Genomic DNA, 26,249 nt, shown 5'->3' with positions numbered 1-26,249 from the left:
TTAAATCCAAGGATATGGCAGCAAGGCTGTATGACTTCATATTGATCCCAATGACATAACAGAACATGCTGCACCCCCTGACCACAGCGCCCCAAGACGGCTGGCTTGCCAGGCGGCAGGCCAGTGCGGGCGGCTTCACCCTGCTCGAGCTGATGGTGACGGTTGCGATCGTGGCGATCATCGGGGCGTTCGCCGTCCCTTCTTTCCAGACCATGATCCAGGCCAACCGGACCCGGACCGTGGCCAGCGAACTGATGGCCACGCTGAACCTGGCCCGCTCCGAGGCCGCGCGCCGCGGCCAGCCGGTCAGCGTCTGCCGCAGCAGCAACGGCAGCAGCTGTGCCTCCAGCGGCACCGGCTGGGACAGTGGCTGGATCGCCTTCGTCAACGAAGACGCCGCCAGCGAAGGCGCTGCGGTCGCACGCGATGACGGCGAGCTGCTGCTGCAGGCTAGGCAGGACCTGCCAGCGCGGATCACCGTGCGGCCGAACAGCAACTTCACGAACGGGATCACCTTCCTGCGCACCGGCCTGGTCTGGGGGCTCGGGACCGGCACCTTCGCCATCTGCGCCAACGGGGAGCTGAACAAGTCGCAGGCCATCCTGGTGATCGCGACCCGATCGGTACTGGCGACCGACAGCGACAACAACGGCATTCCCGAAAAAGGCGACGGGAGCAATCTGCAGAACTGCGAGAGCCCATGACCCGCCACCACAACCCCGCCCGAGGCAGTTCATTGCTGGAAGTCCTGGTCACGATCGTGATCATGACCATCGGACTGCTGGGCCTGGCCAAGCTGCAGGTCAGCAACCTGCAGAACCAGCAGAATGCCCTCTACCGTGCCGAAGCCACCTTCCTGGCCAACGACATCCTCGACAGCATGCGCGTGCTCAACCATGTGAACCACGACCAGGCAGCGGCTTATGCGGTGGACGCTGGCAGCCAGTCGGCCGCCCAGGGGCCGAGCAATGTGGCGATTGCCGATGTCAGCGCCTGGAAAAGCCGGATCGCGCAAGCGCTTCCGGACGGCGATGGGCATGTCGAGTTCGACCCGGACTCCCGGATGGCCAGGATCTGGATCGAATGGAACGACCGCCGATCCAGCGCGCCCGACTGCGAGGCCGGCTGCGACTGCAGCTCGACAAGACCCGCCTGCTTCACGACCGAGGGGGGGGTATGAAACTGCACCCGCGCGCGCGTGGCGTCTCGCTGGTCGAACTGCTGGTCAGCATCAGCATCGGACTGGTCGTCGTCGGCGCCCTGGTCGCCCTCTACCTCAGCACGGCCCGCAGCTATCGCCAGCTCGAGGCCCTGGCTCAACTGCAGTCGAATGCACGCTATGTGTTCGAGATCATGGGCTATGACATCCGGATGGCGGGCAACATGACCTGCCAGCTGCCGAGCCAGGCCAACCCCGTCAACTTCGTCAGCAGCTACACCAGCAACTGGTGGAGCAACACCGACCGGCCGCTGTTCGGACAGGACGAGAGCGCAGACAGCAACGCGGTGGGCGATGCCAACTTTCCCCAGACCGCTCCGGGCGGCTATGGGCCCAACGCGCTCCGGGGCGACACCCTGGTCGTGCTGCGCGCCAACGCCGACGACGTCACGCCGGGCTTGGTGAGCAGCTACAACAGCGGCACGACCCAGCCTATCGTGCTGGGCTCCGGCAGCTTCAACGCCGGCAGCCTGCTGCTGCTGACCGACTGCCAGACGACGGCCTCGCTGTTCCAGATGACCGGCAATACCGGCGGCATCCAGCACAGCACCGCACTGGCGAGCCCGAGTGCCGGTGCCCAGGACATGGCAGGAGCCAAGGTGCTGCCGCTGTCGGCCAATGCCTATTACCTGCGCAACAGCGGGCGCAAGTACAGCAACAGCAGCAGCCTGATTCCCTCGCTGTACCGCCAGGCCCTGACGACCAGCGGCGGCGCGGTAGCGACAGAGGCGCAGGAGCTGGTCAGCGGCGTCACCGACCTGCAGATGCTCTATGGCGTGGGAACGCCCAACGCCGACGGTATCCTGGTGATCACGGCCTACACCGAGGCAAGCAACGTGACCGACTGGACCAGGGTGCTGGCGGTGCGAGTGACCGTGACACTCGAGTCCCAGGACGACAACGTGATTGCCGAAAGCCGCAGCTTCACGCTCGGCAACGGGACCGTCATCACCGACCGCCGGCTGCGTCGCAGCTACACGATGACCTTCGGCCTGCGCAAGCGACTGTCATGAACGCCTACCGCCATCGCTCCCCTCGCAGCCAGCAAGGCATGGTGCTGGTGACCGGCTTGCTGCTGTTGCTGGTGGTCACGCTGGTCGTGCTGGCAGCCTCGCGCAGCGGACGCCTGCAAGCCGTCATGAGCAGCAACACGCGCGACCGCGACCTGGCCTTCCAGGCGGCAGAGGCCGCGCTGGTCGATGGCGAGGAAAGGCTGGCGTTCGAATACCACGCCCGCTTCACTGACAGCGCCAACAGCAATGTGGAGAACGTGGCGGCCGGGCTGCTGAACCGGAACGCCCTCAGCGCCAGCGCCAAGACCGCGATCATTGTCAAGGCGTCGAAGACCGATTACTGGATCAGCCCCACGAGCGCGGGCGGCTATGGCTGGTTCGACGCCAACGGCGCGATCGACGGCAGCAAGTCGATCGCGATCAACCAGCTGATCGAGGGCGTGGACCAGCCACCGCGCTTCGTCATCGAATACCTGGGCACGGCCGCGCCTTCGGTGGACTGCACGGCGCCCCGGACGCACTACCGCTATCGCATCACGGCACTCGCGGTGGGGGCTTCGGCCGCGTCGCGCAAGCAAGCCGACACCCGGGTCCTGCTGCAGAGTGAATACCGCCTGTGCCTGGAAGCCAGTTGAAGCCAGCACACCGAGCCGACATGCCCAGAGGAAGTTCCACCATGAAGCACATCAGCCTGAAACTGGCCGTGACCAGCCTGCTGCTGCTGTCCGGACCGGCGGACAGCTTCGACATCGAGCCGCTGCCCCTGTTCCTGTCGAACCAGGTCGACCCCAACCTGATCCTGACGCTCGATGATTCGGGCAGCATGAGGCGGGGCTATGTGCCCGAGACCTGCGACGACAACAGCGACTGCGCCGCACTCGACAACCGCTGGGCCAAGTCCGCGCATGGCAACGGGCTCTACTACAACCCACGGGTCATCTATTCGGCGCCCGTGGGCGCGGACCGCAAGACGCTCAGCACCGAGTTCAATGCCGCCTGGCGCAACGGCTACTACAGGGCGGGACCCGTTTTCGACCAGCGAATCGACCTGTCGAGCAACTTCCAGCCGACCGCAGCGCTCGGGATGACGGGATATCAGACCTGCTCCGGCGGGGGCGGCGGCGATGGCAGCTATGAATGCTACATGGGGCATTTCACCGGCCAGGTCAGCGAGCGGGAAGTCAGCGGCGCGATGCTGGGCAACAAGAACAACCAGGAAGTGCCCTACTTCGACATCACCGATTTCGTCGATGTGGACGGCAGCGTCAAGGGCATCGATCCCGGCACCAACCTGCTCGGCGTGAGCGTCAACGGCATGCCGTTCAGCGGTGACGGCAACTCCGACAAGGACAATTGCAACCCCAGCGTCCAGCCCGCTGACGGACGCTACCGGACCCGGCTCATCAACAGCAACACCCTGCGGCTGTGCTTCAACGAGAACTACAGCGGCTCGGCCGTGGTGGTGCGCCTCAAGGTCTCGGCGCAGAGCCAGGTGGGAGAACCCACCAAGACCTTTGGTGGCGTGCCAGCCTATTACTACCTGTTCGACGCCAGCCGCTCAGGCTGCTCTGACCCGGTGGCACAGAAGCGCAACAACAGTTGCTACCGCTATGTGCAGGTCAGCGCCACCTCGGGCCCGAACGGCAGCGACGAGCGGCAGAACTTCGCCAACTGGTATTCCTTCTACCGCACGCGCAACCTCGCGACGCAGGGCAGTGCCTCGCTGGCCTTCTCGCAGCTCAGCCCCAGGATTCGCGTGGCATGGCAGGCGCTCAACACCTGCTACGACCAGGCCAATGACAAGCTGGTCACGGCCAGCTGCTCGGGCTGGCTGGGCCAGTTCGGCAGCAATGCGATCCAGGCCTTCGGCGACAGCCAGAGCCAGCAGCGCAAGAACTTCTACGACTGGCTGTTCCGGCTGCCCACCTCGGGCGACACGCCGCTGCGCCAGGCCATGAGCCGGGCCGGCCGCTATTTCAGCGACACCACATCGGCCAACAGCCCCTATGCCAACAGCCCCGGTGTGAGCGGATCGGGGCAATACAGCTGCCGGCGCAATTACCATGCGTTGATGACGGACGGCATCTGGAACGACGACAAGGACCTCAACGACACCGACGACAACAACGGACAGTGGCTGCCGGACGGCACCCGCTACAAGAACAGCGCCGACTACGCCCAGGTCTATGCAGACACGACGCCGCACACCCTGGCCGACATGGCCTTCTATTACTGGCTGACCGATCTGGCCCCGTCGCTGAGCAACAACCTCAACCCTCTAACGACCGATGAGGATGGCGATGGCAACGGGGTGCTGGACAGCGCCGAGACGATCTACTGGAACCCGAAGAACAACCCGGCCAGCTGGCAGCACATGGTCAACTTCACGGTCGGTCTCGGCCTGACCGACTTCCTGGGCGCTGCCGGGCTGAACTGGAACGGCGACATGTATGGCGGCAGCTACCCGAGCTTGCGGTCGGGCGCACTCGAATGGCCACCCGCGACCAAGTGGATGGGCAAGACCAATGACCCGAGCTATGGCTTGAGCGCGCCCGACCTCTGGCACACGGCCATCAACAGCCGCGGCCGCTTCTTCAGCGCCGAGACGCCCGATACCCTGCAGTACGCGTTCGAGAAGCTGCTGTCCCTGATCGAGGCGACCACCCCGACTGCCGCTGCGCTGGCGACCAATTCGACCAAGACCAGCGGCAGCACGCGCATCTTCCAGGCACGCTTCGACACCCGGTACTGGAACGGACAGCTGTATGCGCTCGAAGTCAATTCGGTCAACGGCAGCGTCAGCGGCCCGGTCTGGAATGCAGCCGCCATGATGCCCGCGCCCGATGCACGCTCGATCTACATCCGCAATGGCAGCGGCGGTGCCAGCCTGGCCTGGAGCAACCTGACGAAGAGCCAGCAAAACAGCCTGGACCAGTCGGACGGCAGGGGCAGCCTGCGCCTGAACTGGCTGCGCGGCGACCACAGCATGGAGCAGCGCTACACCGGGGGCGTGTTCCGCAACCGGATCGCCTTCGAGCGCAATTACGATGGCAGCGCCAGGCAGGACCGCAGCGAATGGGTGCTGGGCGACATCATTGCCTCGGACCCGGTCTATCTCGGCGCCGACGACCAGCATTACGACCAGTTGGCCGCGGGCAGCGAGGGCAAGTCCAGCTATGCTTCCTATGTCAACTACAAGAAGACCCGGACCCCGATGATCTATGTCGGCGCCAACGACGGCATGCTGCATGCCTTCAAGGCCAGTGATGGCGTCGAGCAGTTTGCCGTGATCCCGACCAGCGTCTTTCCCCGGCTGCACCAGCTGACCAATCCGGACTACAACCACCGCTACTTCGTCGATGGCTCGCCCGGCGCGGGCGATGCCTACCTGAACAATGCCCTGTCGGACAGCTCGGGCTGGAACAGCGTGGTCGTCTCCGGCCTGCGTGCTGGCGGCAAGTCCGTGTTCGCGGTCGATGCCACCAAGCCCACCGTCGATGCGCCGACCCGGTTCATGTGGGAATTCAACGCCGACGAGTCCGACAAGGACATGGGCTACAGCTACAGCCAGCCGCAGGTGGTCAGGCTCAACGACGGCAACTGGGCGGCGGTGTTCGGCAATGGCTACAACAGCGAGAACAAGGGGGTTCACCTGTATGTCGTCAGGCTGTCCGACGGAGCCCTGATCAAGAAGATCACGGCCCTGGCGAGCGACAGCGACAACGGCCTGTCGACCCCGACCCTGGTCGACAGCGATGGCGACCGCATCGCCGATGTCGCCTATGCCGGCGACCTGAAGGGCAATCTGTGGAAGTTCGACCTGAAGTCGAGCAGCGCTTCGAGCTGGACCGTCGCCAAGCTGTTCACCGCCCAGGACGGCAGCGGCAACGTGCAGCCGATCACGGTCCAGCCCAGCGCCATCAAGGGCGATGGCGGCTTCTGGGTTTTCCTGGGCACCGGTCGGCTGCTCGCGGCCGAGGACATCGGGGCGACCGCCATGTCGGTCAAGCAGAGCTTCTACGGCCTGTGGGACAACAAGCAGCCCATCACCGGCCGCAGCGACCTGGTGGCACAGACCGTCACCAACACCACGAGCAAGGGCGGCATGAACTTGCGGGTCACCTCGGACAATGCGGTCAACCTGAGCAACCAGCGCGGCTGGTACATGGACCTGCCCGACAGCGGCGAGCGGGTGATCGCCGAGGCCACGACCGTGGTCGACAACGTCAATTCGAACGACAACCGCATCATCTTCACAACGGCCATTCCTTCTGCCGACCCCTGCAACGCGCAGGGCTCGAGCTGGCTGATGGAGCTGTCCTTCAATGGGCGTCGCCCCAGCCGGCCGGTGTTCGACCTGAACCAGGACTACCAGTTCAAGACCGGCGACGATACCGTGCTCGACGGCCTGGTCCCGACCGGAATGGCCTCCACCGTCGGGCTGATGGATTCGGTGACCTGGCTGGACCGGGATGCCAAGGTCGGCTTCAAGCTGGTGCCGGGAACACGGGGCAAGGTCCAGACCGTCACCAACCGCGGCCGCGGCGTGGCCGGCAAGCCGCAGCGCATCAACTGGCAACAGCTGATGTAGAGAGGCCAGGACATGAACCTGTCTACCTCTGCGCGACCGACGCGAACCCTTGGCGGCTTCAGCCTGATCGAGCTGATGATCGTCATCGCGATCGTCGGCCTGCTGGCCTCGATCGCCACGCCGTCCTATGTGGGCTATCTGGCGCGGGGCAAGCGGGCCGAGGCCAAGCAGGCCTTGCTCGAGAATGCCCTGTTCCTCGAGTCCTACTACACGACGCGCGGCTTCTATTCCACCGCCAAGGGCAACAACACCGCCCCCACCCTGCCGGTGACCCAGGTGCCCAGGTCGGGCACGGCCAACTACACCCTGAGCGCCAGCGTCAGCAACACGGGCTACAGCCTGACGGCAACGGCGGTGAATTCGATGGCCAGTGACGCATGCGGCAATTTCACGCTGAACCAGACCGGCACCCAGGGCGTGAGCGGTTCGCTCGGCGTGGCCGCCTGCTGGAACCGCTAGCCGTCGCCTCGGCTGGACCGCCTTCAGTAGAAGCGGTGCAGGTCCATGCCGGTGTAGAGCTGTGCCACCTGCGCGGCATAGCCGTTGAAGGGCTGGGTCGGACGGCGCTTGGCGAACAGGCCGCCGGGCTCGCCCAGGCGCCGCTCATTGGCCTGGCTCCAGCGCGGGTGGGCCACCTCGGGATTGACGTTGGAGTAGAAGCCGTACTCGCGCGGTGCCGCCAGGTTCCACGAGGTCCTGGGCATCTGCTCGACCAGCCTGATCCTGACCAGGGACTTGGCGCTCTTGAAGCCGTATTTCCACGGCACGACCAGGCGCAGCGGGGCGCCGTTCTGGTTCGGCAGTACCTCGCCGTAGAGGCCGAAGGCCAGCAGCGTCAGCGGGTGCATGGCCTCGTCGAGCCGCAGGCCCTCGGTATAGGGCCAGTCGAGCACGCCGGCGCGCAGCTCGGGCATGGTCGATGGGTCGGCCTGGCTGACGAACTCGACATACTTGGCGCTGCCCAGCGGCTGGACCTGCTTGAGCAGCTCGGCCAGCGGGTAGCCGACCCAGGGAATCACCATCGACCAGCCCTCGACGCAGCGCAGGCGGTAGATGCGCTCCTCCATGCCGGCGAGCTTGAGCAGGTCCTCGATGGCAAAGCTGCGCGGCTTGCCGACCAGGCCGTCGACCTGGACGCTCCAGGGCCGGGTCTTCAGGCGGTGCGCCTGGCGGGCCGGGTCGGCCTTGTCGGTGCCGAACTCGTAGAAGTTGTTGTAGCCGGTGACATCGGCGTAGGGGGTGAGCGGCTCCGGGGTGGTGGCGCCCGGCAGGCTCGAGCGCGCGCCGGGCAAGGCAGCCAGCTTGCCGGGGCGCTCGGCGGCCTGGCTGGCCCAGGGTGCCAGCGACGCGCCACCCGCGATGGCCGCCAGCCGCAGCAGCTGGCGCCGCTGCTGCCAGACCGCGCGGGGCGTGATCTCGCTCGCGGGCGGCGGCAGGAAGTCCTTGTCTTGGGAACGGATCAGCATGGTGGCAGCATTTTCACGACAGCAGGAATGAAGTCGGCACAAGGTAGCAGAAAGCAAAAACCCGGATCGCCCCTGGGTCGGGACGCTCCGGGTTGCACCAGGCCAGGGCCGGTCAGAGAGTGCCGTAGCTGTGCAGGCCGCTCAGGAACATGTTGACGCCCAGGAAGGCGAAGGTGGTGATGGCCAGTCCGGTCAGCGCCCACCAGGCCGCGACCGTGCCACGCAGGCCCTTCATCAGGCGCATGTGCAGCCAGGCGGCGTAGTTGAGCCAGACGATCAGGGCCCAGGTCTCCTTCGGATCCCAGCTCCAGTAGCCGCCCCAGGCCTCGGCGGCCCAGAGCGCGCCGAGCACGGTCGCGATGGTGAAGAAGGCGAAGCCGACCGCGATCGACTTGTACATCACATCGTCGAGCACCTCGAGCGTGGGCAGGCGCTCGGCGATGCGCCGACGCCCGAACAGGATGGTGCCGACGATCAAGGCCGAGATGCCGAAGTAGACGAACCAGTAGCTGCCACCGGCCTCGGTCGCGCCGCGGCGGAACACCAGCGGCTCGAAGCACAGCACGATGCCGAGCAGCCAGAGCGGCGCCAGCTTGTACCAGCGCGTCTCGCCCGCGCTGTGCTTGATCAGGTAGGCAAAGGCCAGCATGGCTGCGAGCGCGAAGGTGCCGTAGCCGATGAAGTTGGCCGGCACGTGCAGCTTCATCCACCAGCTCTGCAGCGCCGGAACCAGGGGCTGGATCTGGTGTGCCTCGCGCACCACGGTGTACCAGAGCAGGAAGCCGACCGCCGCGCTGACGACCAGCATCACGAAGGCGCCCATGCGACGGGTCTGGTACTGGTCTTCGTAGTAGAGGTAGTAGGCCGCCGTCAGCCAGGAAAACAGCACGAAGACCTCGTACAGGTTGCTGACCGGGATATGGCCGACATCGGCACCGATCAGATAGCTCTCGAACCAGCGCACCAGCGAGCCAACCAGCGCCAGCGTGATCGCGACCCAGGTCAGGCGCGAGCCCAGCTTCTCGAAGGCGTCGCCCGCGCGTGACAGCAGGCCGACCCAGTAGAAGGCGGTGGCCATGAAGAACAGCATGCTCATCCAGAGGATGGCGGACTGGCTGGAGAGGAAATACTTGAGCAGGAAGGCCTGTTCGGCGCGCGCAAGGTCGGGACCGCTGCCTGCCTGGTAGAGCCAGATCGCGAGCAGCGACAGCGCGGCGACCGCCAGCGTCAGCTGGCGTACCGGACGCCAGAACCAGGCCAACGCGACCAGCGAAGGCACGCTACCGATCAGGATCGCCTGCTCGTAGCCGTCCATGTAGCTGCTGTAGAGCGCGAAGGCGATGCCCGCACCGACCGCGACGAACAGCGCGAACAGCCAGTCCCACGGACTTCTGCGGGCGAAATAGCCAGGGGGCAGTTGCAAGGCAAGGTTCTGGGTGGCGGTAGTCATGCTTTCACCTCGGTGGGGGACTGCAGCAGCAGGGTCTTGAGGGTGTCGAATTCGCGCTCGGTGTCCATCATCTTGCGATTGCTCGAGAACGCCAGCGTGGCGTGCAGGCTGCCGTCAGCACGCGGTGCGAGCCAGACCCAGAGGCGGCGCTCGCGCACATAGAGCATGGCGAACACGCCGAGGATCAGGAACAGGCAGCCGATGTAGACCACGGTCTTGCCGGGCGCACGCGCGACCTGGAACACGCTGGCCTGGACCTGGGTGAAGGCATCGAGCCCGAGCGCCATCGGCACCGGGTAGTAGAAGCTGTCGCTCAGGGCGACCAGGGCCTGGGTCATGAAGGACACGCTGCGCTCGTCGCGCGCCAGGGCTGACATGCCGGCCTTGGCGCGGCCGACCTGGGCCAGTTCGAACAGCGTGCCGTTGAGGATGCGCAGCAGCATCTCGCTGGCGCGCTCGCGCTCGGCCTCGGGCACCTGGGATTCGATGAACTGCGACAGCGCGGGCAGGCCGCCGGGCGGACGCGCCGGGTCGCGGGCCGCGCTCGACGCCTCGATGCCGGCGAACAGGTCGAGCGCGCGGGTGGCCGAGGCCTCGAGCGCCTGGGTCAGGTCAGGGCGCTGGCCTTCGGTGGCGCCCGCGGCATAGCGGCGCACGGCCTCGCGGCGCTGTGCCGGGTCGGCCAGCGCGGCGCGCAGGTTCAGGAAACCGTTCATGCTGTCGGACTCGTCGGCCGGCAGGCGCAGGTAGCGGAAGGGCTCGCCCGGTGTGTCGCGCACCCCGAGCAGGAAGACACGGCGGCCGTCGAGCTCGAGCGGGAACATGTAGTTGTTGAACTCGATCGCCTGGCCGGAGGCGTCGCGCAGCTTGTAGTTCACGCTCGGCCCGACGTTGCGCCGCTCCTGCCGGCTCATGGTCTTGTTGCCGGCACCCAGGCGACCTTCGATCGCATGGCGCAGGTCAACCTTGCGCACATCGACGCCGCTGGCCGCGGTCTGGCCGAGGTTCTCGACGTTGATCACGCGCAGGGCGGTGAACTCGAGCGTCATCGGCTTGCCGCCGAGCTCGATCCGGGCCGATTCGCCGACCCGGCCCTCGATCTCGAGCGCACCGGGCTTGCCGTTAATCGCGATGCCCTTGAGCTTGAGCTTGGAGCCGCCGTCGTCGAAGCTGGACTGGTAGATCTCGATGCCGCGGTAGCTGACCGGATGGTTGACCTCGACCCGCGCTTCCTGGGTTTCGCCGCTGTAGCGGTCGTGGATCACGATGTCGCTCGCGAACAGCTTGGGCATGCCGGTCGAGTAGTAGTCGACGCTGAACTTCTTGAGCTCGATGTCGAACGGCAGGTCCTGCAGCAGCACGCCATCGGGCTGGGCCAGGATGGCGGTGCCGGAACGCTGGCCCTCGCTGACGAGCAGGTTGCCGCGGAAGGTCGGGTTGCGATCGGACAGGCGGTGCTGGTCCGGCACGTCGGCGATCATGCCGCCGCCGGTGAAGGGGGTCTTGCCCTGGAACCAGGTCTGGGCCTTGACCACCAGGTCACCGTCGAACAGGCCGCCCAGGCAGATCAGCACGATCGCGCTGTGCGCGGCCAGATAGCCCAGCTTGTTGGCGGAACCAGCCTTGGCAGCGACCATGACGCCGGTCTCGCGTTGCTGCAGCTTGACCTTCCAGCCGGCGCCGGCCAGGGCCTGGCCCATGGATTGTGCTGCCGCCTCGGGCGCAGCCACCAGGTCGGCTTCGGCGCGGTGGGCAAAGGCCTTCAGGCTCTGCTCGCGCACCGATTCCTTGTAGGACTTGAGGTCCTTCAGGATCTTGGGCGTGTTGCGCGCAATGCACAGGCTGGTGCTGACGACCAGGAAGGCCAGGATCAGCATGAACCACCAGGCGCCATAGACCGCATAGAGCTGGGCCTTGCCGAACAGCTCGGCCCAGAAGGGACCGAACTGGTTGATGTAGTTGTTGACGGGCTCGTGCTGCTTGAGCACCGTGCCGATGACCGAGGCAATGCAGATCACCGTCAGCAGCGCGATCGCGAAGCGCATCGACGACAGCAATTCCACCGTGGCTCGCAGACGCTGCGAACCCCGTTCGAGTTCAAAACCGGTGGTGGAAACGCTCATGGTTCAGAAATAAAAAAGCAGGCCAGAAGTCCGGGCCTGCCTGGGTAGGGGCTGAAGGGAGAGCTGGACTGCCAACGCCCGGATTGTGCTGCCGAAGATTAAGGCCAGCTTATTTCCCCCAGATGACTGGGGGTCTTGCCAGGCCGTGGTTCAGCGCAGGCCGGCGATGTAGTCGGAAACCGCCGCGATTTCCTTGTCGGTCAGGTAGGCGGCCACGCCGGTCATCTGGGCGCTGTTCTTGCGCTCGCCGCTGCGGAAGGCCTTGAGCTGGGTGGAGGTGTACTCGGCGTGCTGGCCCGACAGGCGCGGGTACTGGGCCGGGATGCCGGCACCGTTGGGCGAGTGGCAACCCGCGCAGGCGGCGATCTGACGGTCGGCAATGCCGCCGCGGTAGATGCGCTCGCCCAGGGACACCAGGGCCTTGTCCTTGGCAACGCCGGTGGCGGGCTTCTGGCTGGCGAGCCAGAAGCCGATGTTGCGCATGTCCTCGTCGCTCAGGGCGGCGGCCATGCCGGACATCACGGCGTTGGCGCGCTTGCCGGACTTGAATTCGGTCAGCTGCTTGACCAGGTACTCAGGGTGCTGGCCGGCCAACTTGGGGTTGGCGCCGATGACCGAGTTGCCGTCGGCTGCGTGGCAGGCCGCGCACACCTGGCCAAAGGATGCAGCGCCCTTACCCAGATCGGGCTTGACGGCCTGCGCGTGGGCGGACAACGACAGGGCTGCGAGCGCAGCGGCGCCGATGAGGGATGCGATCAGTTTCATTTCGAGGGGCAGATGGCGTCGGTTGGCGAAGGAGCGAACTGCGCAACCATGGGCACGCAAGACGCAGAACGAGATGATTTTACAATGGACGATGACCGCAGAACCGCACATGAGCCCAGAACCCGCCTCCGACCGCAAAATCCCGCCTGCCGCCCGGCCAGCGTCCGATGCCAAAACGGCCCATGGCTGGCTGCATACGGCGCGTTTCCTGACCGAGGCGCCGCAATTGCACCACCTGCCGGCGCTCGATGTGCCCGAGATCGCCTTCGTCGGCCGCTCCAACGCCGGCAAGTCGACCAGCATCAACACGCTGACGCAGCAGAAGCGGCTGGCCTTCGCCTCCAAGACGCCGGGCCGCACGCAGAGCATCAACCTGTTCGCGCTCGGCAAGCAGGGCGCGACCGACGCGGTGCTGGCCGACCTGCCGGGCTATGGCTATGCCGCGGTGCCGCAGGAGGCCAAGCGACGCTGGCAGCAGGTGATGGCCAACTACCTGGTCAGCCGGCCCAATCTGCGCGCCGTCGTGCTGTTGTGCGACCCGCGCCTGGGGCTGACCGAGCTCGACGAGGCGCTGCTCGAGATCATCCGTCCGCGCGTCGAGCAGGGGCTCAAGTTCCTGGTGCTGCTGACCAAGGCCGACAAGCTGACCCGCAGCGAGGCGGCCAAGGTGCTGCAGATCACCAAGCTGCAGGCCGGCGGTGGCGAGGTCAGGCTGTTCTCGGCGCTCAAGAAGCAGGGACTGGACGATGTAGCGACCCTGCTCTGGGACTGGACCCATCCGGCGGTCGATGCCGGCGCCGCTGCACCGGATGCCCCTGCGGCACCGGCAGCCGAAGCCTGAAACTGACCGTTCGTGCCGGCCTCGACGCCGGCTCAGGCGGCTGAGCGTGGCGACTTGTAGCGCGCGTAGCCCCAGAGGTATTGCTGCGGACAGCGCGCGATGACCCGCTCCATCGCGAGGTTGATCTGGGCGGCCAGATCGGCCATGTCGCCCGACAGCGGCGCCTCAAGCACCTGCTCGAGCGGGAGGATGTGCACGACATAGCCGCGACCCCAGGACAAGCGCTCGCCCCAGGCCAGCAGCACCCGGGTGTTGGCCTGGCGGGCAAAGCGCGCCGACAGCGTCATCGTGTAGGCCGGCTGGCCGAAGAAAGGCGCCCAGACGCCCTGCCCTTCGGGCGGCACCTGGTCCGGCAGCAGGCCGACCGCCTCGCCGTTCTTCAGTGCCTGGATCAGCTGGCGCACGCCGGCCAGCGTGGTCGGCGCCGTCGCCAGTCCGGGGCGGGCCCGGCTGGCCTCGACCAGCTCGCGCAGCCAGTCCTGGCGCGGTGGCCGGTACAGCACCGTCATCGGCCGGGCCGCGGGACCGGTGCCAAAGCGGGCCGCGTAGGCCTGGGCCGTGACCTCGAAGCAGCCCAGGTGCGGGGTCAGGAACAGCATGCCCTGTCCGGCTGCGCGCGCGGCCTCGATATGCTCGACGCCGTCCCAGCGCCAGGGCACCGGCCGGCCCAGCCAGAGCCGGGGCAGCTCGGCACTGAGCTTGCCGGCCTCGCCGACCGAGGCCAGGCGCGCTCCAGCCGCCACGCCGGCCAGTCCGGCATTGCGCGCCAGACGGCGCCGGTAGGCGGGGGATGCCAGCCAGGACAGCCAGCCCAGCAGCCAACCCAGGGCGTGCAGCAGGGGCAAGGGCCAGGTCGCCAGGAAGCGAAAGACATGTTTCATCACGGGGTAATTATCGACGCTTGCCCCGGCAAGTCGTAGAATTGAGGGGTCGCCGAGTTAATGAACTACTTGCAGGGCGACTCACAAATCCTGCTAAAGCGTTCGCCAGGCTCCGTCAGGAGTTGGCAACGCGCCAACTTTCCACGGAGCCAATTGAATGTCCAGCGACTACCTCTTCACTTCCGAATCAGTCTCCGAAGGCCACCCCGACAAGGTGGCGGACCAGATCTCGGATGCCATCCTTGACGCCATCCTCGAGCAAGACCCGCGTTCGCGCGTGGCGGCCGAAACCCTGACCAACACCGGTCTCGTGGTGCTGGCCGGCGAGATCACGACCCAGGCCAACGTCGACTACATCCAGGTCGCGCGCGACACGATCAAGCGCATCGGCTACGACAACACCGAGTACGGCATCGACTACAAGGGTTGCGCGGTGCTGGTCGCCTACGACAAGCAGAGCAACGACATCGCCCAGGGCGTTGACCATGCCTCGGACGACTACCTCAACATCGGCGCCGGCGACCAGGGCCTGATGTTCGGCTATGCCTGCGACGAGACGCCGGACCTGATGCCGGCGCCGATCTACTACGCGCACCGCCTGGTCGAGCGCCAGGCCCAGCTGCGCAAGGATGGCCGCCTGCCCTTCCTGCGTCCGGATGCCAAGAGCCAGGTCACGCTGCGCTATGTCGATGGCAAGCCGCACAGCATCGACACCGTGGTGCTGTCGACCCAGCACAGCCCGGACCAGTCGGAATCGCCGACCAGGATGAAGGCCAGCTTCACCGAGGCCATCATCGAGGAGATCATCAAGCCGGTGCTGCCGAAAGAGTGGCTGCAGGACACCAAGTACCTGATCAACCCGACCGGCCGCTTCGTCATCGGTGGCCCGCAGGGCGACTGCGGCCTGACCGGGCGCAAGATCATCGTCGACACCTATGGCGGCGCCTGCCCGCATGGCGGTGGCGCGTTCAGCGGCAAGGACCCGACCAAGGTCGACCGCTCGGCCGCCTACGCCGCACGCTACGTGGCCAAGAACATCGTCGCCGCCGGCCTGGCCAAGCAATGCCAGATCCAGGTCGCCTACGCAATCGGCGTCGCGCAGCCGATGAACATCACGGTCTACACCGAGGGCACGGGCGTGATCGCCGACGAGCGCATCGCGCAGATCGTGCGCGAGGTGTTCGACCTGCGCCCGCGCGGCATCATCCAGATGCTGGATCTGCTGCGCCCGATCTACAGCAAGACCGCCGCCTACGGCCACTTCGGCCGTGACGAACCCGAGTTCACCTGGGAGAAGACCGACAAGGTGCAGATCCTGCGCGACCTGGCAGGACTGTCGGCGGCCTGATCCCGGGCGAGCGCCCTGGCGGGCCCGACCTGCCGGCGGCGCGGCCGGCCCAGGTCAGCGCGGTGCGAGCCAGCCATTGACCTGGCTGATGGCTGCCGACGGATCGGTGCCGGCCAGGGCCTGCAGCCGCACCCGCGACAGCAGATAGAGGTAGCGCGCCTGCGCCAAGTCGCGCAGCGCCGTCTGCTGCTGCTGTTCGGCGTTCAGGACATCGAGCATGTTGCGGCTGCCGGCCTCGAAGGAGCGGCGGCTCGACTTGACGAGCTGCTCGGCCGAACGCACCGCCTGCTCCAGCGCCCTGACCTTGAGCACCCCCTCGGTGACGCCGCGGAATTCGCGCTGCAGCCGCAGGCCGAGGTCGCGCCGGGCTGCCTCCAGCGTCTCTTCGGCGCGCTTGCTCTCTGCCACCGCCTGCCGCACCACCGAGCTGGCGTAACCACCGGCATAGAGCGGCAGGTTCAGCTGCAGACCGACCATGCGGTTGAGATAGCTCGATTCGGGCGTGGTCACGTTCTCGCTGGCGCTGCGGGTCACCTGCAGCACCGCATCCAGGGTCGGATGATGGGCCCCCTGGGCCTTGCCGATCTCGAGCCGCGCCGCCTCCAGTCGGGACTTGAGCGCAAGCAGTTCCGGACTGACGGATTCGGCCAGCGCCAGCCAATCCTCCAGCGCCGCCGGCTGCGGCGCGGCCAGGGCCAGCCGCTGCGGATCGACCGGCGCCAGCTCGCCGACGGGCTGGCCGGTCATGGACTCGAGCTGGCGTCGGGTGTAGTCGACCTGCTGGCGCGCCTCGAGCTGCTGCGCCAGGTTCAGATCCAGGCGGGCCTGCGCCTCGTCGATGTCGGTTCGGGTGCCCGAGCCTGCGACCAGCGCCTTGCGCGCGGCATCCAGGTAGGCCAGGGTGAAGGCATGCTGGCGCAGGACCAGCTCGAGCTGGTCCTGCGCCAGCAACGCCTCCAGATAGGCGCCAGCGACCCGTACCCCCAGGTTCTGCCGCTCCTGCTCCAGCGTGGCCTCGGCATCGGCAACCAGATGGCTTGCCTGCTCGAGCGCGAGCAGCAGCGGCCGGCGGTAGATCGGCTGGCGCAGCTGCAGGGTCTGGTTGAAGCTGTAGTAAGGCGCCTCGGCCAGCGGCAAGCCGGACTGCTCGCGCGACAGGTCGTTGCGGTTGCGCCCGGCGCTGAAGGCGATGTTGGGCAACAGCTGGGCCCTGGCCTGCGGCAGGCGCTCGCGTGCGGCTTCCGCCGCAGCGTAAGCCGCGCGCGCGGTCGCATCATGCTCGCGCGCGGCTTCATAGGCCTGCTGCAGGTCCAGCCCCCAGGCCGGCAGGCCGGCCAGCCAGGCGGCCAGCCCAAGTACGGTCCAGCAAGGCCAGCCGCGCAGGCCAGGCGAACGGGCGGAGGGCGTCAGCCATGCTGCAGGCATGTTCACTCCTCCTTCAGCGACGCCGCCAGGCGCTTGGTCAGCGGATGGAGCAGGTAGGTCAGCAGCGAACGCTCGCCGGTCTTGATGATGACCTCGACCGGCATGCCGGGCTGCAGCCGGCGCTGGCCCAGGGTCTTCATGCCGTCGGGCGTGACCTTGATGCGGGCCAGGTAATAGGAGAACACGGTGCCGCCCTGCTGCTCGCTCAGCAGGTCGCTCGATACCGACACCACCTCGCCCGCGACCACCAGCTGCGGCGAATGCGCAAAGGCAGTGAAACGCAGGTCGGCCGGCAGCCCGGCTCTGACCTTGTCGATCAGATGCGGCTCGATGCGTGCCTCGAGCAGCAGCGGGGCATCGGCCGGCACCACGTCCATCAGCTTCTGGCCCGGCTCGATCACGCCGCCGACGGTCTGCACCACCAGCCCGACCACCTGGCCGGAAGCGGGCGAGCGGATCTCGGTGCGCTCGAGGTCGGCCTTGACGGCCAGGAACTTCTCGGCATCGGACTGGACTTCGCGCGTGACCTCGGTCAGCTCGGTCTCGACTTCCTTGCGGTATTCCTGCTGGCGTGCCAGCGCGCGCTGGCGCAGTTCGGCGATGGTGCGCTGACCGCGCAGGCTGTTGCCGTTCAGGTCGGCGAGGGCAACCTGGACATCGGCGAGCGAGCGCTCGAGCTCGAGCTGGCGGTTGCGCGGCGCGTAGCCCTCGGCCACCAGCTCGCGCGTATGCCTGAGCTCCTCCTGCAGCAGCGCGAGCTGGCTGTTGCGGTTGCCCATCATGCCCTGGTAGGCCTGCAGCTGGGCCTGCTGGCCCTGGATGCTTTCCTCGATCGCCTGCAGATCGGCGCGCAGGGCGGCGCGGCGCGAGCCGAAGAGCTGGCGCTGGGTCTCGAGCTGGTTCCGGATCAGCGGGTCGGCGGCGGCCTGCTGGAGATCGGGGTGGAAGCTGACCGTCGCCGTGCCGGCCTGCTCGGCCAGCAGGCGGCCCTGCATCGCGCGCAGGCCGAGGTAGCGTTGGCGCACGGCCTCGTAGTTGGCGCGCGCCACCGCCTGGTCGAGCTCGATCAGGGGCTGTCCCTGCTGGACCAGATCGCCCTCCCGGACCAGCACCTGCTTGACGATGCCGCCACTCAGGTGCTGGACCGCCTTGCGCTTGGTGTCGATGGCGACCATGCCATGGGTCGGCACGCCCTCGTCGAGCGGAGCCAGTCCGGCCCAGAGCAGGAAGCCGCCGAAACCCAGGCCCAGCACCCACAGGCCGATGCGGGCCGCGCGACCGGCATCGGCGGGCGGCTGGCTGGATGGGGCCGTCCCGGGCGTGGCGGAGACAGAGGTCGAGGGTTGCTGAGGATGGGCCATGATGGAAGCTTGGATCGGAATCGGTTCGGGGCAGGAAGAGGCTGGACAGCGGTCGCCGGAGGCCGGCTCAGGCCGAGGCAGGCAAGGCATCCGCCGCCGGCCGGGATGCCTGGGCCTGCGCCCGGGCCTGCAGCTGCGCCAGCACGGCGGCACGCGGCCCCTGCATGGCGATCCGCCCTTCCTGCAGCACCAGCAGCTGGTCGGCCAGCTGCACGGCACCGGGGCGGTGGGTGATCAGGAACACCGTCTTGCCCTTGGCCTTGAGCTCGCGCACCGTCTGGTTCAGCGCGGCTTCGCCGACATCGTCCAGGTTGGCGTTGGGCTCGTCGAGCACGATCAGCGCCGGCTCGCCATGGATCGCGCGGGCCAGCGCGATGCGCTGGCGCTGGCCGCCCGACAGCAGGCTGCCGGCCTCGCCGATCGGGGTGTCGTAGCCCTTGGGCAGGCGCAGGATCATCTCGTGCAGGCCTGCACTTTGCGCAGCAGCGATCACCTGGCCGGAATCGATCTCGGCAAAGCGAGCGATGTTCTCGGCCACCGTGCCGTCGAACAGCTCGATGTCCTGCGGCAGATAGCCCAGATGCGATCCGAGCTCGGCACGGCTCCAGCCAGCGAGGGGATGGCCGTCGAGCAGCACCTCGCCCTGGACCTCGGGCCAGATGCCGACCAGCACCCTGGCCAGCGTGGACTTGCCCGAGCCCGAGGGGCCCAGCACCACCGTCACGCTGCCGGGCTCAGCCTGCAGGCTCACATCCTGCAGGATGGGACGGGAACGGCCCGGGGCACTGGCCTGCACCTGACGCAGGCAGATCGAGCCCCGGGGCGGAACGCGGCTCAGCGCCGGATCGCGCTCCGGGTGGAGCTGCAGCAGCTTTTCCAGTCGCTCGAAGGCGCCGCGCGCGCCGAGGAAACTGCGCCAGCTGCTCACCATCAGATCGATCGGCGCCAGGGCACGGGTCATCAGCACATTGGCCGCGATCATGGCGCCGGCGCTCAACTGGCCGTCGATCACCAGCAGCGCGCCAGCCCCGAGGGCCAGGGACTGCTGGCAGTAGCGCAGCCATTTGCTGATGGCCGTGATGCGATGCGTCAGTTCCTGCGCGGTGCCATGCAAGGCCATGGAATCGGCGTGACGCTGCTGCCAGCGCTGGCGCAGTCCGGCCAGCATGCCCATGGACTCGACCACCTCGGCATTGCGCAGCTTGTGCTGCAGGAACTGGTTGACCTCGCTCTGGGCCTTGGCCGCCGCCTCGGCCGGCGCAACGGTGTGGCGATGGCCCAGCCAGGCCAGCGTGGCCTGGAGCAGGGCAAAGGCAATCGCGACCCAGCCCAGGAAGGGATGGAGGAAGAACAGCACCGCGATGTAGATCGGGGTCCAGGGCGCATCGAAGAAGGCGAAGATGCCGTTGCCGGTCAGGAACTGGCGGATCTCGGTCAGGTCGGCAAAGGCGCGCTGCACCGGCGCGCCCGACTGGCTCAGGTTGGCCTCGAAGCTGGCGTTGAAGACCCGGGTCCCGAGCACGGCGTCCAGCCGGACGCCAGCGCGCACCAGCAGGCGCGAGCGCGACCATTCGGCGAACGCCATCACGGCAAACAGGAACAGGGTCAGCAGCGAGACCGCCAGCAGGGTCAGCTCGCTGCGGCTGACCAGCACCCGGTCATACACCTGCAGCATGTAGAGCGTGGGCGACAGCAGCAGCAAGTTGATCACCAGGCTGAACAGCCCCGCCACCATGAACTCGCGCCGGAAGGACCAGAGCGTGGCCGTGAGCTCGCTGCGCGCCAAAAACCCCTTGCTTGTCATCTCGTTCGATCCGTCCAGGTATTGCACCGCCATCAGGGCGCCGGGGCTGCCATCTTGGGGCCCGCTTGCGGTGCGTGCGGCCTATGAACCTGCTGGGCCTGCTGTTGCGCCTGCTGCGCCGCCTTGGCCAGTGCCGCCAGCACCTCGTCGCGCGGGCCGAAGGCCTGCTGCATGCCGTCGCGCAGCACCAGCAGCTTGTCGGCCACGCCCAGCACGCTGGTGCGATGGGTCATCACGACGAAGGTGGTGCCGCGCGCCTTGAGCTGGGCGATGGCCTGCGCCAACGCCAGGTCGCCGGCCTCGTCCAGGCTGGAATTGGGCTCGTCGAGCACGACGAACACCGGATCGCCATAGAGCGCACGTGCCAGCGCGATGCGCTGGCGCTGGCCGCCCGAGAGCATGGCGCCGTCGCGTCCGACCGGGCTGTCGTAGCCCTGGGGCAGGCTCAGGATGAAGTCATGCAGGCCGACGGCGCGCGCCGCCGCTTCCAGCTTGGCCGGACTGGGCGTGCCGAAGCGCGCAATGTTCTCGGCCAGCGTGCCTTCGAGCAACTCGACCCCCTGCGGCAGATAGCCCAGGCAAGGCCCCAGCTCCAGCTTGTCCCAGGCGAAGATGTCGACGCCGTCCAGCCTCACCTTGCCGCCAGCGGCAGGCCAGAGCCCGACCAGCAGCCTGGCCAGCGTGGTCTTGCCCGAAGCCGATGGGCCGACCACGGCCAGCACCTCGCCCGGCTGCAGGGCGAAGGCCAGTCCCTTGAGGATGGGGGCATTCGAGCCCGGGGCCGCCGCCATCAGGTTTTCCAGCTGCAGCCGGCCCTTGGGTGGCGGCAATGACATGGCGGGCGGCCGGGCAGGCAGCTGGGTCAGCAGCTGGTCCAGCCGGCCCCAGGCATCGCGCAGGTTGACGACCGCGCGCCACTGGCTGATGGTCTGCACCAGCGGGGCCAGCATGCGTCCGCCCAATACCGAGCCGACGATCATCGCGCCGCCGCCCCCGGGCAAGGCATTCTCGAGTATCAGCCAGGCCCCGACGCCCAGCAGCAGCGAGGCCATGGTGGTCTGGACGAACTTGCTGGTGGCCTGGAAAGCCGCCGCCTGGTCGGAAGCCTGGGCTTGCAGGCCCAGGAACTCGCGCTGCCGGGCCATCCAGCGGCGGTGGATGGGCTGCAGCATGCCCATGGCCTCGATCACCTCGGCCTGGCGCAATGAGTTGTCGGCATATTGCTGGGCGGCAATCGCGGCCCGGTTGGCTGCCAGCAGCGGCGGCTGGGTGCTGCGTTCGTTGAACCAGGCCAGTGCCACCTGGACCAGTGCGCCGGCGACGGCCGACCAGCCCAGTGCCGGACTCATCAGAAACAGGATCAGCGCGAACACCAGCGAGACCGGCGACTCCATCAGCGATCCCAGCAGCGGGTGATGCAGGAAATCGCGCAGGGTGCGGAAATCGTGCATCGGCTGGATCGATGCCGCCCCCAGACGGCGCAGGTTGGACTCGTAGATGGCCTGGAACACGCGCGGCGCCAGCGCCCGGTCCAGCGCCGCCCCCGCCTCGCGCAGGGTCTCGGCGCGCGCCCAGTCCAGCACTTCCATCACCACATAGGCCAGCAGCACCAGCAGGGTCAGCATGGCCAGCGTCATGTGGTTGCGGCTGTTGACCACCCGGTCGTAGACCTCGAGCATGTAGAGCGTGGGCACCAGCACCAGCAGGCCGGAGACGATGGCAAAGCCGAAGGCACGCCAATAGGCGGGCTTCAAGGCCAGCACAGCCGCCGCCAGCTCGGAGGTTTTCTTGTCAGGATTCATGCGGCCTGCTCTTCCAGCCTAGGGGAGCACGAGACCTTGCCGGGACGCGCGACCCGCGGCAGCAAGGTGCACGGGAAGGCACCCAGACCCTCATGGGCGGGCAAGCTGACTGGCCACATTTTTTTCATATTCAGACCATTCTAGCAATGTCATATGAAAGTCTCGCCACTGACAAAGACGACAGCACCAAGCCTGGGTGGCTACGGCCAACCGGCTGATCGACGAGAAAATGGGGAATCAGGCAACCAGAACGGCCGCGCAAGAAAAAGGCGTGGTGCCCATGGGCAGGATCGAACTGCCGACCTCCCCCTTACCAAGGGGGTGCTCTACCACTGAGCCACATGGGCGGACTGCTCGAGCGTGAAGACGCTGGAGCGGGATAAGAGACTCGAACTCTCGACCTATACCTTGGCAAGGTATCGCTCTACCAACTGAGCTAATCCCGCGTCAAACTCTGGCTCCTCGACCTGGGCTCGAACCAGGGACCTACGGATTAACAGTCCGGCGCTCTACCGACTGAGCTATCGAGGAATACGATGCATTGCGCATCGATCAGAAGCCATGATTATATACAGAAAATTCGGCGTTTTCGTGATCCGCAGCATGAAGGCAGAAAATTCCTGTCCCAGGACCGCTTCAGCCCGCCAGCTCGCTGACCCAGGCCAGCTGGCGCGGCAGGCAGGCGGTCGCGAGGTCGTAGCGCTCGCGCGCGAACGCCCTCGCCTGCCGGCCCAGGCGCTCGCGCTCGGGCTTGTCGTCGAGCAGCGCGCAGACCTGCTGCGCCAGTGCCGGAACGTCGAAGAAGTCGACCAGGCGGCCGGTCTCGCCGTGGACGATGGCCTCGCGCAGCGGCGCGGTATCACTGGCGACGATGGCGCAGCCCACGCTCATGGCCTCGAGCAGGCTCCAGCTCAGCACGAAGGGATAGGTCAGATAGACATGGACGGCGCTGAGCTGCAGCAGCGGCACGAACTGCTGGTAAGGCAGGTTGCCGAGGAAATGCACGCGCGCCCAGTCGGCATCGAGGATCAGTGGCCTGACCTCTTCGGCAAAGATGCGCTTCCAGCTGCGCGCGCCGTAACGCGCCCGATCGGGCGCGGCGCCATAGCTCACGCCGTCACCGCCGACGATCATGACCCTGGCGTTGGGGCGCCGGCGCAGGATCTCGGGCAGCGCACGCATGAAGACATGGTAGCCGCGGTAGGGTTCGAGCTGGCGGTTGACGAAGGTGATGATCTCGTCGCCGCGCTCCAGCCGCACCCGGCCGTTGAGCATCAGGTGCCCGTCCGCCCGGGGCGCGAGGGCCGCGGTATCGATGCCGTCATGCACCACCGTGATGCGGTCGCGGAATGGCGCGGGGAAGGTGCTGGCCTGCCATTGCGTCGGCGCAATGCCGGCCTCGGCGACCTCGAAATGCAGCAGGTTGTTGAGGTTCTTGAGCCGCAGCCGGCAGGCATCGCCCGCCGGGTCGGCGGACGCGAACTCGGGATCGAAGCCGGCATCGGCCCCCTGCGCCTGGTAGAAGAACTCGCAGTAGATGCCCAGCCGAGCCCGCGGCCAGACCTGCTTGAGGAACAAGCTCTCGCCCCAGCCGGGATGCGCCACGATCACGTCGGGCTCGAAGCCTTCGCGCTGGAGCGCCAGGGCGGCGCGGAAGCAGGCCTCGCCACGCAGCGTCTTGGCCTCGACATCCTGCACCCAGGGGTGGACGCCGGGGGTGGAGCCGCGCTGCGCCCGGTAGGGCAGGATGCGCACGCCCCGCCAGACCCCGGGCTCGGTCTGGCGCATCGTCATGGCCAGCACGCGATGGCCCTGGCGCGCCAAGGCCGGCGCCAGGTGCTTGAACTGGCCGGGAAAGTTCTGGTGGACGAAGAGGATGTTCATCGGGAGTCCGGATGGTCAGGCCCTGCTGCCGCTGCAGCAGGCGCCCGGGATCATGGGGCCTTGCCCTGGTGCTGGCATCGCTGCATTATCCAGGTCGTTCGGCGCCGCCCTGATGGCAGAGTCCGGACCTGGGCAAGCGACATGCGGATGGCCTAATATCTCCCCATGGCCGGAGCCTTGCTATGAAACTGATCGATACCCTGGTCGCGCAGATGCCCGAGATGGCGCAACTGCGCCGCGACATCCATGCCCATCCCGAACTGGCTTTCGAGGAGCTGCGCACCGCCGAGCTGATCGCAGCCAGGCTGACCGAATGGGGCATACCGGTGCACCGGGGCCTGGGCCGCACCGGCCTGGTCGGACTGGTCCACGGCCGTGACGGCGGCGCCTGTGGTCGCGCCATCGGCCTGCGTGCCGACATGGACGCGCTGCCGATGACCGAGCTCAACCGCTTCGAGCACGCGAGCCGGCACCAAGGCCGCATGCATGGCTGCGGCCATGACGGCCATATCACGATCCTGCTGGCGGCGGCGCGCGAACTGGCGCGGCGGCGCGACTTCGACGGCACCGTGGTGCTGATCTTCCAGCCGGCCGAGGAAGGCGGCGGCGGCGCGCGCGAGATGATCATCGACGGCCTGTTCGAGCGCTGGCCGGTGGAGGCGGTGTTCGGCCTGCACAACTGGCCCGGTCTGCCGACCGGCAGCCTGGCCGTCAGCCCGGGGCCGGTGATGGCGTCGAGCAACGAGTTCAAGATCACGATCCGCGGCAAGGGCGGCCACGCGGCGATGCCGGACCGGTCGATCGATCCGATCCCGCTCGCCTGCCAGCTGGTGCAATCCTTCCAGACCATCATCTCGCGCAACAAGAAGCCGATCGATACCGGCGTGATCTCGGTCACGATGATCCATGCCGGCGAAGCCACCAACGTGGTGCCGGACAGCTGTGAGATCCAGGGCACGGTGCGTACCTTCACGACCGAGGTGCTGGACCTGATCGAGCAGCGCATGCGCGAGCTGTCGGTCCACAGCTGCGCCGCCTTCGGCGCCAGCTGCGAGTTCGAGTTCGAGCGCAACTACCCGCCGACGGTCAACAGCGCGCCGGAAGCCGCCTTCGTGCGCGAGGTGATGCTGGACCTGGTCGGACCCGAGCTGACGCTGGCGCAGGAACCGACCATGGGCGCCGAGGACTTCGCCTTCATGCTGCAGGCCAGGCCGGGAGCCTACCTGTTCCTGGGCAATGGCGACGGCGAGCACCGGGCCGGCTATGCCGGCGGCGGCCATGACGCGGGTCCCTGCACGCTGCACAACCCCTACTACGACTTCAACGACGAGCTGATCCCGGTCGGCGCCAGCCTCTGGGTCGAGCTGGCCAGGCGCTGGCTGGGCCGGCCGCTCGCCTAAAGCGGCAGCCGCCCGCTTCGCCGGCAAGGCGGCGGGCTGGTGGCTGCGCGCCGTTCAGGCGACCGGAACGGCGCCGAAGCGGTGGTGCGCGATCGCGAGCAGACCATCGAAGATCAGGCTCTCGACCAACTCGGACTTGACGGTCATGCTCGGCGCCATCTTCCAGCCCGCGCCACCGGTCATGATGCAGGTCGGCTCCTGACCGCTGTGGTGGCGCAGGTTGTCGACCATGCGCTGCACCGCACCGGCGATCGCGAAGGTACCGCCGCTGGTCAGCGCATCGCTGGTGTTGGTCGGAAAGTCGCGCACCTCGCCGGTCGGCACATGCAGGCCGGCGGTGCCCGACTCGAGCGCGCGCAGCATGATGCCGTGGCCCGGCAGGATGATGCCGCCGAGGAAGCGGCCGTCGGCGTCGATGGCCTCGACCGTCACCGCCGTGCCGACCATCACCAGCACGCAGGGGCTGCGCTGGCCGCGCGCGATCAGGCGCTGGCGCGCGCCTATCATCGCGACCCAGCGGTCCGAGCCCAGCCGCGACGGATGGTCGTAGCCGTTGACCAGTCCGGCCTCGGCGGCACTCGACACCACCCACTGTGGCGTCACGTCCCAGAGCTCGAGCTGCTCGATGACGCGGCGCTTGACTGCCTCGCCAGCGACCACGCAGCCCAGCACCTGGGTCGGCGCCGCGATGCGGCTCCAGTCGCCCTCGGCCAGGGTCTCGATGTTCTCGAGGAACTGCACCCCATGCGCGAGCAGGCGGGCGTCCACGGCAGGCTTGTCGTAAAGCGCCCACTTGAGGCGGGTGTTACCAACGTCGATGGCAAGAAAACTCATGCCGCGATGATAATCAGGCCGCTACCAGGGTTAACCCTTGCT

20 protein-coding genes and 3 tRNA genes are annotated in these 26,249 nt (G+C 67.4%); 9 read left to right on the top strand and 14 right to left on the bottom strand.

All coding sequences use genetic code 11. The features are described 5' to 3' along the window. Positions 1-65: 65 nt before the first annotated feature. The 6 genes from C6P64_RS01785 to C6P64_RS18680 are packed head-to-tail and all read left to right on the top strand — an operon-like array spanning position 66 to position 7,282. On the top strand, positions 66-704 hold the full coding sequence (locus C6P64_RS01785) for a GspH/FimT family pseudopilin (protein ID WP_105746869.1): 639 nt from the start codon (positions 66-68) through the stop codon (positions 702-704). After that, complete coding sequence (pilV, locus tag C6P64_RS01780; RefSeq protein WP_105746868.1) at positions 701-1,180, top strand: type IV pilus modification protein PilV; 480 nt, start codon at positions 701-703, stop codon at positions 1,178-1,180. Before C6P64_RS01785 ends, pilV begins: the two co-directional genes overlap by 4 nt. After that, complete coding sequence (locus tag C6P64_RS01775) at positions 1,177-2,232, top strand: PilW family protein (RefSeq protein WP_170073029.1); 1,056 nt, start codon at positions 1,177-1,179, stop codon at positions 2,230-2,232. The genes pilV and C6P64_RS01775 overlap by 4 nt, the downstream gene beginning before the upstream one ends. Continuing rightward, complete coding sequence (locus C6P64_RS01770; protein WP_105746866.1) at positions 2,229-2,867, top strand: pilus assembly PilX family protein; 639 nt, start codon at positions 2,229-2,231, stop codon at positions 2,865-2,867. Before C6P64_RS01775 ends, C6P64_RS01770 begins: the two co-directional genes overlap by 4 nt. A gap of 41 nt (positions 2,868-2,908) precedes the next feature. Continuing rightward, positions 2,909-6,823, top strand: coding sequence for a pilus assembly protein (locus tag C6P64_RS01765; protein ID WP_170073022.1), 3,915 nt, complete (start codon positions 2,909-2,911; stop codon positions 6,821-6,823). Between the two features lie 12 nt (positions 6,824-6,835). Then, positions 6,836-7,282, top strand: a complete 447-nt coding sequence (locus C6P64_RS18680) for a type IV pilin protein (RefSeq protein ID WP_105746864.1) — start codon at positions 6,836-6,838, stop codon at positions 7,280-7,282. Between the two features lie 23 nt (positions 7,283-7,305). Here C6P64_RS18680 and msrP read toward each other — a convergent pair whose 3' ends face one another. The 4 genes from msrP to C6P64_RS01740 all read right to left on the bottom strand — a co-directional run bounded on the left by msrP (position 7,306) and on the right by C6P64_RS01740 (position 12,627). Next, positions 7,306-8,289 (bottom strand): protein-methionine-sulfoxide reductase catalytic subunit MsrP, encoded by a 984-nt coding sequence (gene msrP / locus C6P64_RS01755; RefSeq protein WP_105746863.1) that lies wholly within the window; start codon positions 8,287-8,289, stop codon positions 7,306-7,308. 112 nt (positions 8,290-8,401) lie between these two features. After that, positions 8,402-9,739: a c-type cytochrome biogenesis protein CcsB gene (gene ccsB, locus C6P64_RS01750; RefSeq protein ID WP_105746862.1), complete on the bottom strand. Its 1,338-nt coding sequence runs from the start codon at positions 9,737-9,739 to the stop codon at positions 8,402-8,404. Continuing rightward, on the bottom strand, positions 9,736-11,862 hold the full coding sequence (locus tag C6P64_RS01745; RefSeq protein WP_105746861.1) for a cytochrome c biogenesis protein ResB: 2,127 nt from the start codon (positions 11,860-11,862) through the stop codon (positions 9,736-9,738). The genes ccsB and C6P64_RS01745 overlap by 4 nt, the downstream gene beginning before the upstream one ends. Before the next feature lie 150 nt (positions 11,863-12,012). After that, entirely contained in the window at positions 12,013-12,627 is a 615-nt protein-coding gene (locus C6P64_RS01740; protein ID WP_105746860.1) for a c-type cytochrome, read from the bottom strand. A 109-nt stretch (positions 12,628-12,736) separates the two neighbouring features. Here C6P64_RS01740 and yihA point away from each other — a divergent pair, with 109 nt between their 5' ends. After that, positions 12,737-13,468, top strand: coding sequence for a ribosome biogenesis GTP-binding protein YihA/YsxC (yihA, locus tag C6P64_RS01735; RefSeq protein ID WP_105746859.1), 732 nt, complete (start codon positions 12,737-12,739; stop codon positions 13,466-13,468). Positions 13,469-13,500: 32 nt separating this feature from the next. On the opposite strand, the gene C6P64_RS01730 is transcribed toward yihA, so the two are convergent. Next, positions 13,501-14,349, bottom strand: a complete 849-nt coding sequence (locus C6P64_RS01730) for a lysophospholipid acyltransferase family protein (protein WP_105746858.1) — start codon at positions 14,347-14,349, stop codon at positions 13,501-13,503. Between the two features lie 157 nt (positions 14,350-14,506). Here C6P64_RS01730 and metK point away from each other — a divergent pair, with 157 nt between their 5' ends. Then, the gene (gene metK / locus C6P64_RS01725; protein WP_105746857.1) at positions 14,507-15,697 is read left to right on the top strand and encodes a methionine adenosyltransferase; all 1,191 of its coding nucleotides are present in this window, start codon (positions 14,507-14,509) and stop codon (positions 15,695-15,697) included. A 54-nt stretch (positions 15,698-15,751) separates the two neighbouring features. On the opposite strand, the gene C6P64_RS01720 is transcribed toward metK, so the two are convergent. The 8 genes from C6P64_RS01720 to C6P64_RS01685 all read right to left on the bottom strand — a co-directional run bounded on the left by C6P64_RS01720 (position 15,752) and on the right by C6P64_RS01685 (position 23,973). Beyond that, the gene (locus C6P64_RS01720; RefSeq protein WP_105746856.1) at positions 15,752-17,122 is read right to left on the bottom strand and encodes a TolC family outer membrane protein; all 1,371 of its coding nucleotides are present in this window, start codon (positions 17,120-17,122) and stop codon (positions 15,752-15,754) included. Between the two features lie 2 nt (positions 17,123-17,124). Continuing rightward, positions 17,125-18,483, bottom strand: coding sequence for an HlyD family type I secretion periplasmic adaptor subunit (locus C6P64_RS01715; RefSeq protein WP_105746855.1), 1,359 nt, complete (start codon positions 18,481-18,483; stop codon positions 17,125-17,127). Positions 18,484-18,550: 67 nt separating this feature from the next. Next, positions 18,551-20,287, bottom strand: a complete 1,737-nt coding sequence (locus C6P64_RS01710) for a type I secretion system permease/ATPase (protein WP_105746992.1) — start codon at positions 20,285-20,287, stop codon at positions 18,551-18,553. 32 nt (positions 20,288-20,319) lie between these two features. Next, positions 20,320-22,089, bottom strand: a complete 1,770-nt coding sequence (locus C6P64_RS01705) for a type I secretion system permease/ATPase (RefSeq protein ID WP_105746854.1) — start codon at positions 22,087-22,089, stop codon at positions 20,320-20,322. Between the two features lie 272 nt (positions 22,090-22,361). Then, a tRNA-Thr gene (locus C6P64_RS01700) sits at positions 22,362-22,436 on the bottom strand. A gap of 23 nt (positions 22,437-22,459) precedes the next feature. Further along, positions 22,460-22,535: transfer RNA gene (locus tag C6P64_RS01695), tRNA-Gly, on the bottom strand. A gap of 9 nt (positions 22,536-22,544) precedes the next feature. Further along, positions 22,545-22,620: transfer RNA gene (locus C6P64_RS01690), tRNA-Asn, on the bottom strand. Between the two features lie 105 nt (positions 22,621-22,725). Then, a complete protein-coding gene (locus tag C6P64_RS01685) occupies positions 22,726-23,973 on the bottom strand; it encodes a glycosyltransferase (RefSeq protein ID WP_105746853.1) in 1,248 nt (415 codons plus the stop codon). Between the two features lie 182 nt (positions 23,974-24,155). Here C6P64_RS01685 and C6P64_RS01680 point away from each other — a divergent pair, with 182 nt between their 5' ends. After that, on the top strand, positions 24,156-25,373 hold the full coding sequence (locus C6P64_RS01680) for a M20 aminoacylase family protein (RefSeq protein WP_105746852.1): 1,218 nt from the start codon (positions 24,156-24,158) through the stop codon (positions 25,371-25,373). A 54-nt stretch (positions 25,374-25,427) separates the two neighbouring features. Here C6P64_RS01680 and C6P64_RS01675 read toward each other — a convergent pair whose 3' ends face one another. Beyond that, a complete protein-coding gene (locus C6P64_RS01675; protein WP_105746851.1) occupies positions 25,428-26,207 on the bottom strand; it encodes a type III pantothenate kinase in 780 nt (259 codons plus the stop codon). Between the last annotated feature and the right edge of the window lie 42 nt (positions 26,208-26,249).

Origin of the sequence: Malikia granosa, assembly GCF_002980595.1 — a bacterium.
Lineage (GTDB): Bacteria > Pseudomonadota > Gammaproteobacteria > Burkholderiales > Burkholderiaceae_C > Malikia > Malikia granosa.
Note: the sequence above shows the minus strand (reverse complement) of the source record. Positions and strands in the feature narration are given on the sequence as shown.

Bases quoted from the DNA above. Each gene is read 5' to 3' on its own strand.
- C6P64_RS01785 (WP_105746869.1), top strand. From the start codon at position 66: ATGCTGCACCCCCTGACCACAGCGCCCCAAGACGGCTGGCTTGCCAGG.
- pilV (WP_105746868.1), top strand. From the start codon at position 701: ATGACCCGCCACCACAACCCCGCCCGAGGCAGTTCATTGCTGGAAGTC.
- C6P64_RS01775 (WP_170073029.1), top strand. From the start codon at position 1,177: ATGAAACTGCACCCGCGCGCGCGTGGCGTCTCGCTGGTCGAACTGCTG.
- C6P64_RS01770 (WP_105746866.1), top strand. From the start codon at position 2,229: ATGAACGCCTACCGCCATCGCTCCCCTCGCAGCCAGCAAGGCATGGTG.
- C6P64_RS01765 (WP_170073022.1), top strand. From the start codon at position 2,909: ATGAAGCACATCAGCCTGAAACTGGCCGTGACCAGCCTGCTGCTGCTG.
- C6P64_RS18680 (WP_105746864.1), top strand. From the start codon at position 6,836: ATGAACCTGTCTACCTCTGCGCGACCGACGCGAACCCTTGGCGGCTTC.
- msrP (WP_105746863.1), bottom strand. From the start codon at position 8,289: ATGCTGATCCGTTCCCAAGACAAGGACTTCCTGCCGCCGCCCGCGAGC.
- ccsB (WP_105746862.1), bottom strand. From the start codon at position 9,739: ATGACTACCGCCACCCAGAACCTTGCCTTGCAACTGCCCCCTGGCTAT.
- C6P64_RS01745 (WP_105746861.1), bottom strand. From the start codon at position 11,862: ATGAGCGTTTCCACCACCGGTTTTGAACTCGAACGGGGTTCGCAGCGT.
- C6P64_RS01740 (WP_105746860.1), bottom strand. From the start codon at position 12,627: ATGAAACTGATCGCATCCCTCATCGGCGCCGCTGCGCTCGCAGCCCTG.
- yihA (WP_105746859.1), top strand. From the start codon at position 12,737: ATGAGCCCAGAACCCGCCTCCGACCGCAAAATCCCGCCTGCCGCCCGG.
- C6P64_RS01730 (WP_105746858.1), bottom strand. From the start codon at position 14,349: ATGAAACATGTCTTTCGCTTCCTGGCGACCTGGCCCTTGCCCCTGCTG.
- metK (WP_105746857.1), top strand. From the start codon at position 14,507: ATGTCCAGCGACTACCTCTTCACTTCCGAATCAGTCTCCGAAGGCCAC.
- C6P64_RS01720 (WP_105746856.1), bottom strand. From the start codon at position 17,122: ATGCCTGCAGCATGGCTGACGCCCTCCGCCCGTTCGCCTGGCCTGCGC.
- C6P64_RS01715 (WP_105746855.1), bottom strand. From the start codon at position 18,483: ATGGCCCATCCTCAGCAACCCTCGACCTCTGTCTCCGCCACGCCCGGG.
- C6P64_RS01710 (WP_105746992.1), bottom strand. From the start codon at position 20,287: ATGACAAGCAAGGGGTTTTTGGCGCGCAGCGAGCTCACGGCCACGCTC.
- C6P64_RS01705 (WP_105746854.1), bottom strand. From the start codon at position 22,089: ATGAATCCTGACAAGAAAACCTCCGAGCTGGCGGCGGCTGTGCTGGCC.
- C6P64_RS01685 (WP_105746853.1), bottom strand. From the start codon at position 23,973: ATGAACATCCTCTTCGTCCACCAGAACTTTCCCGGCCAGTTCAAGCAC.
- C6P64_RS01680 (WP_105746852.1), top strand. From the start codon at position 24,156: ATGAAACTGATCGATACCCTGGTCGCGCAGATGCCCGAGATGGCGCAA.
- C6P64_RS01675 (WP_105746851.1), bottom strand. From the start codon at position 26,207: ATGAGTTTTCTTGCCATCGACGTTGGTAACACCCGCCTCAAGTGGGCG.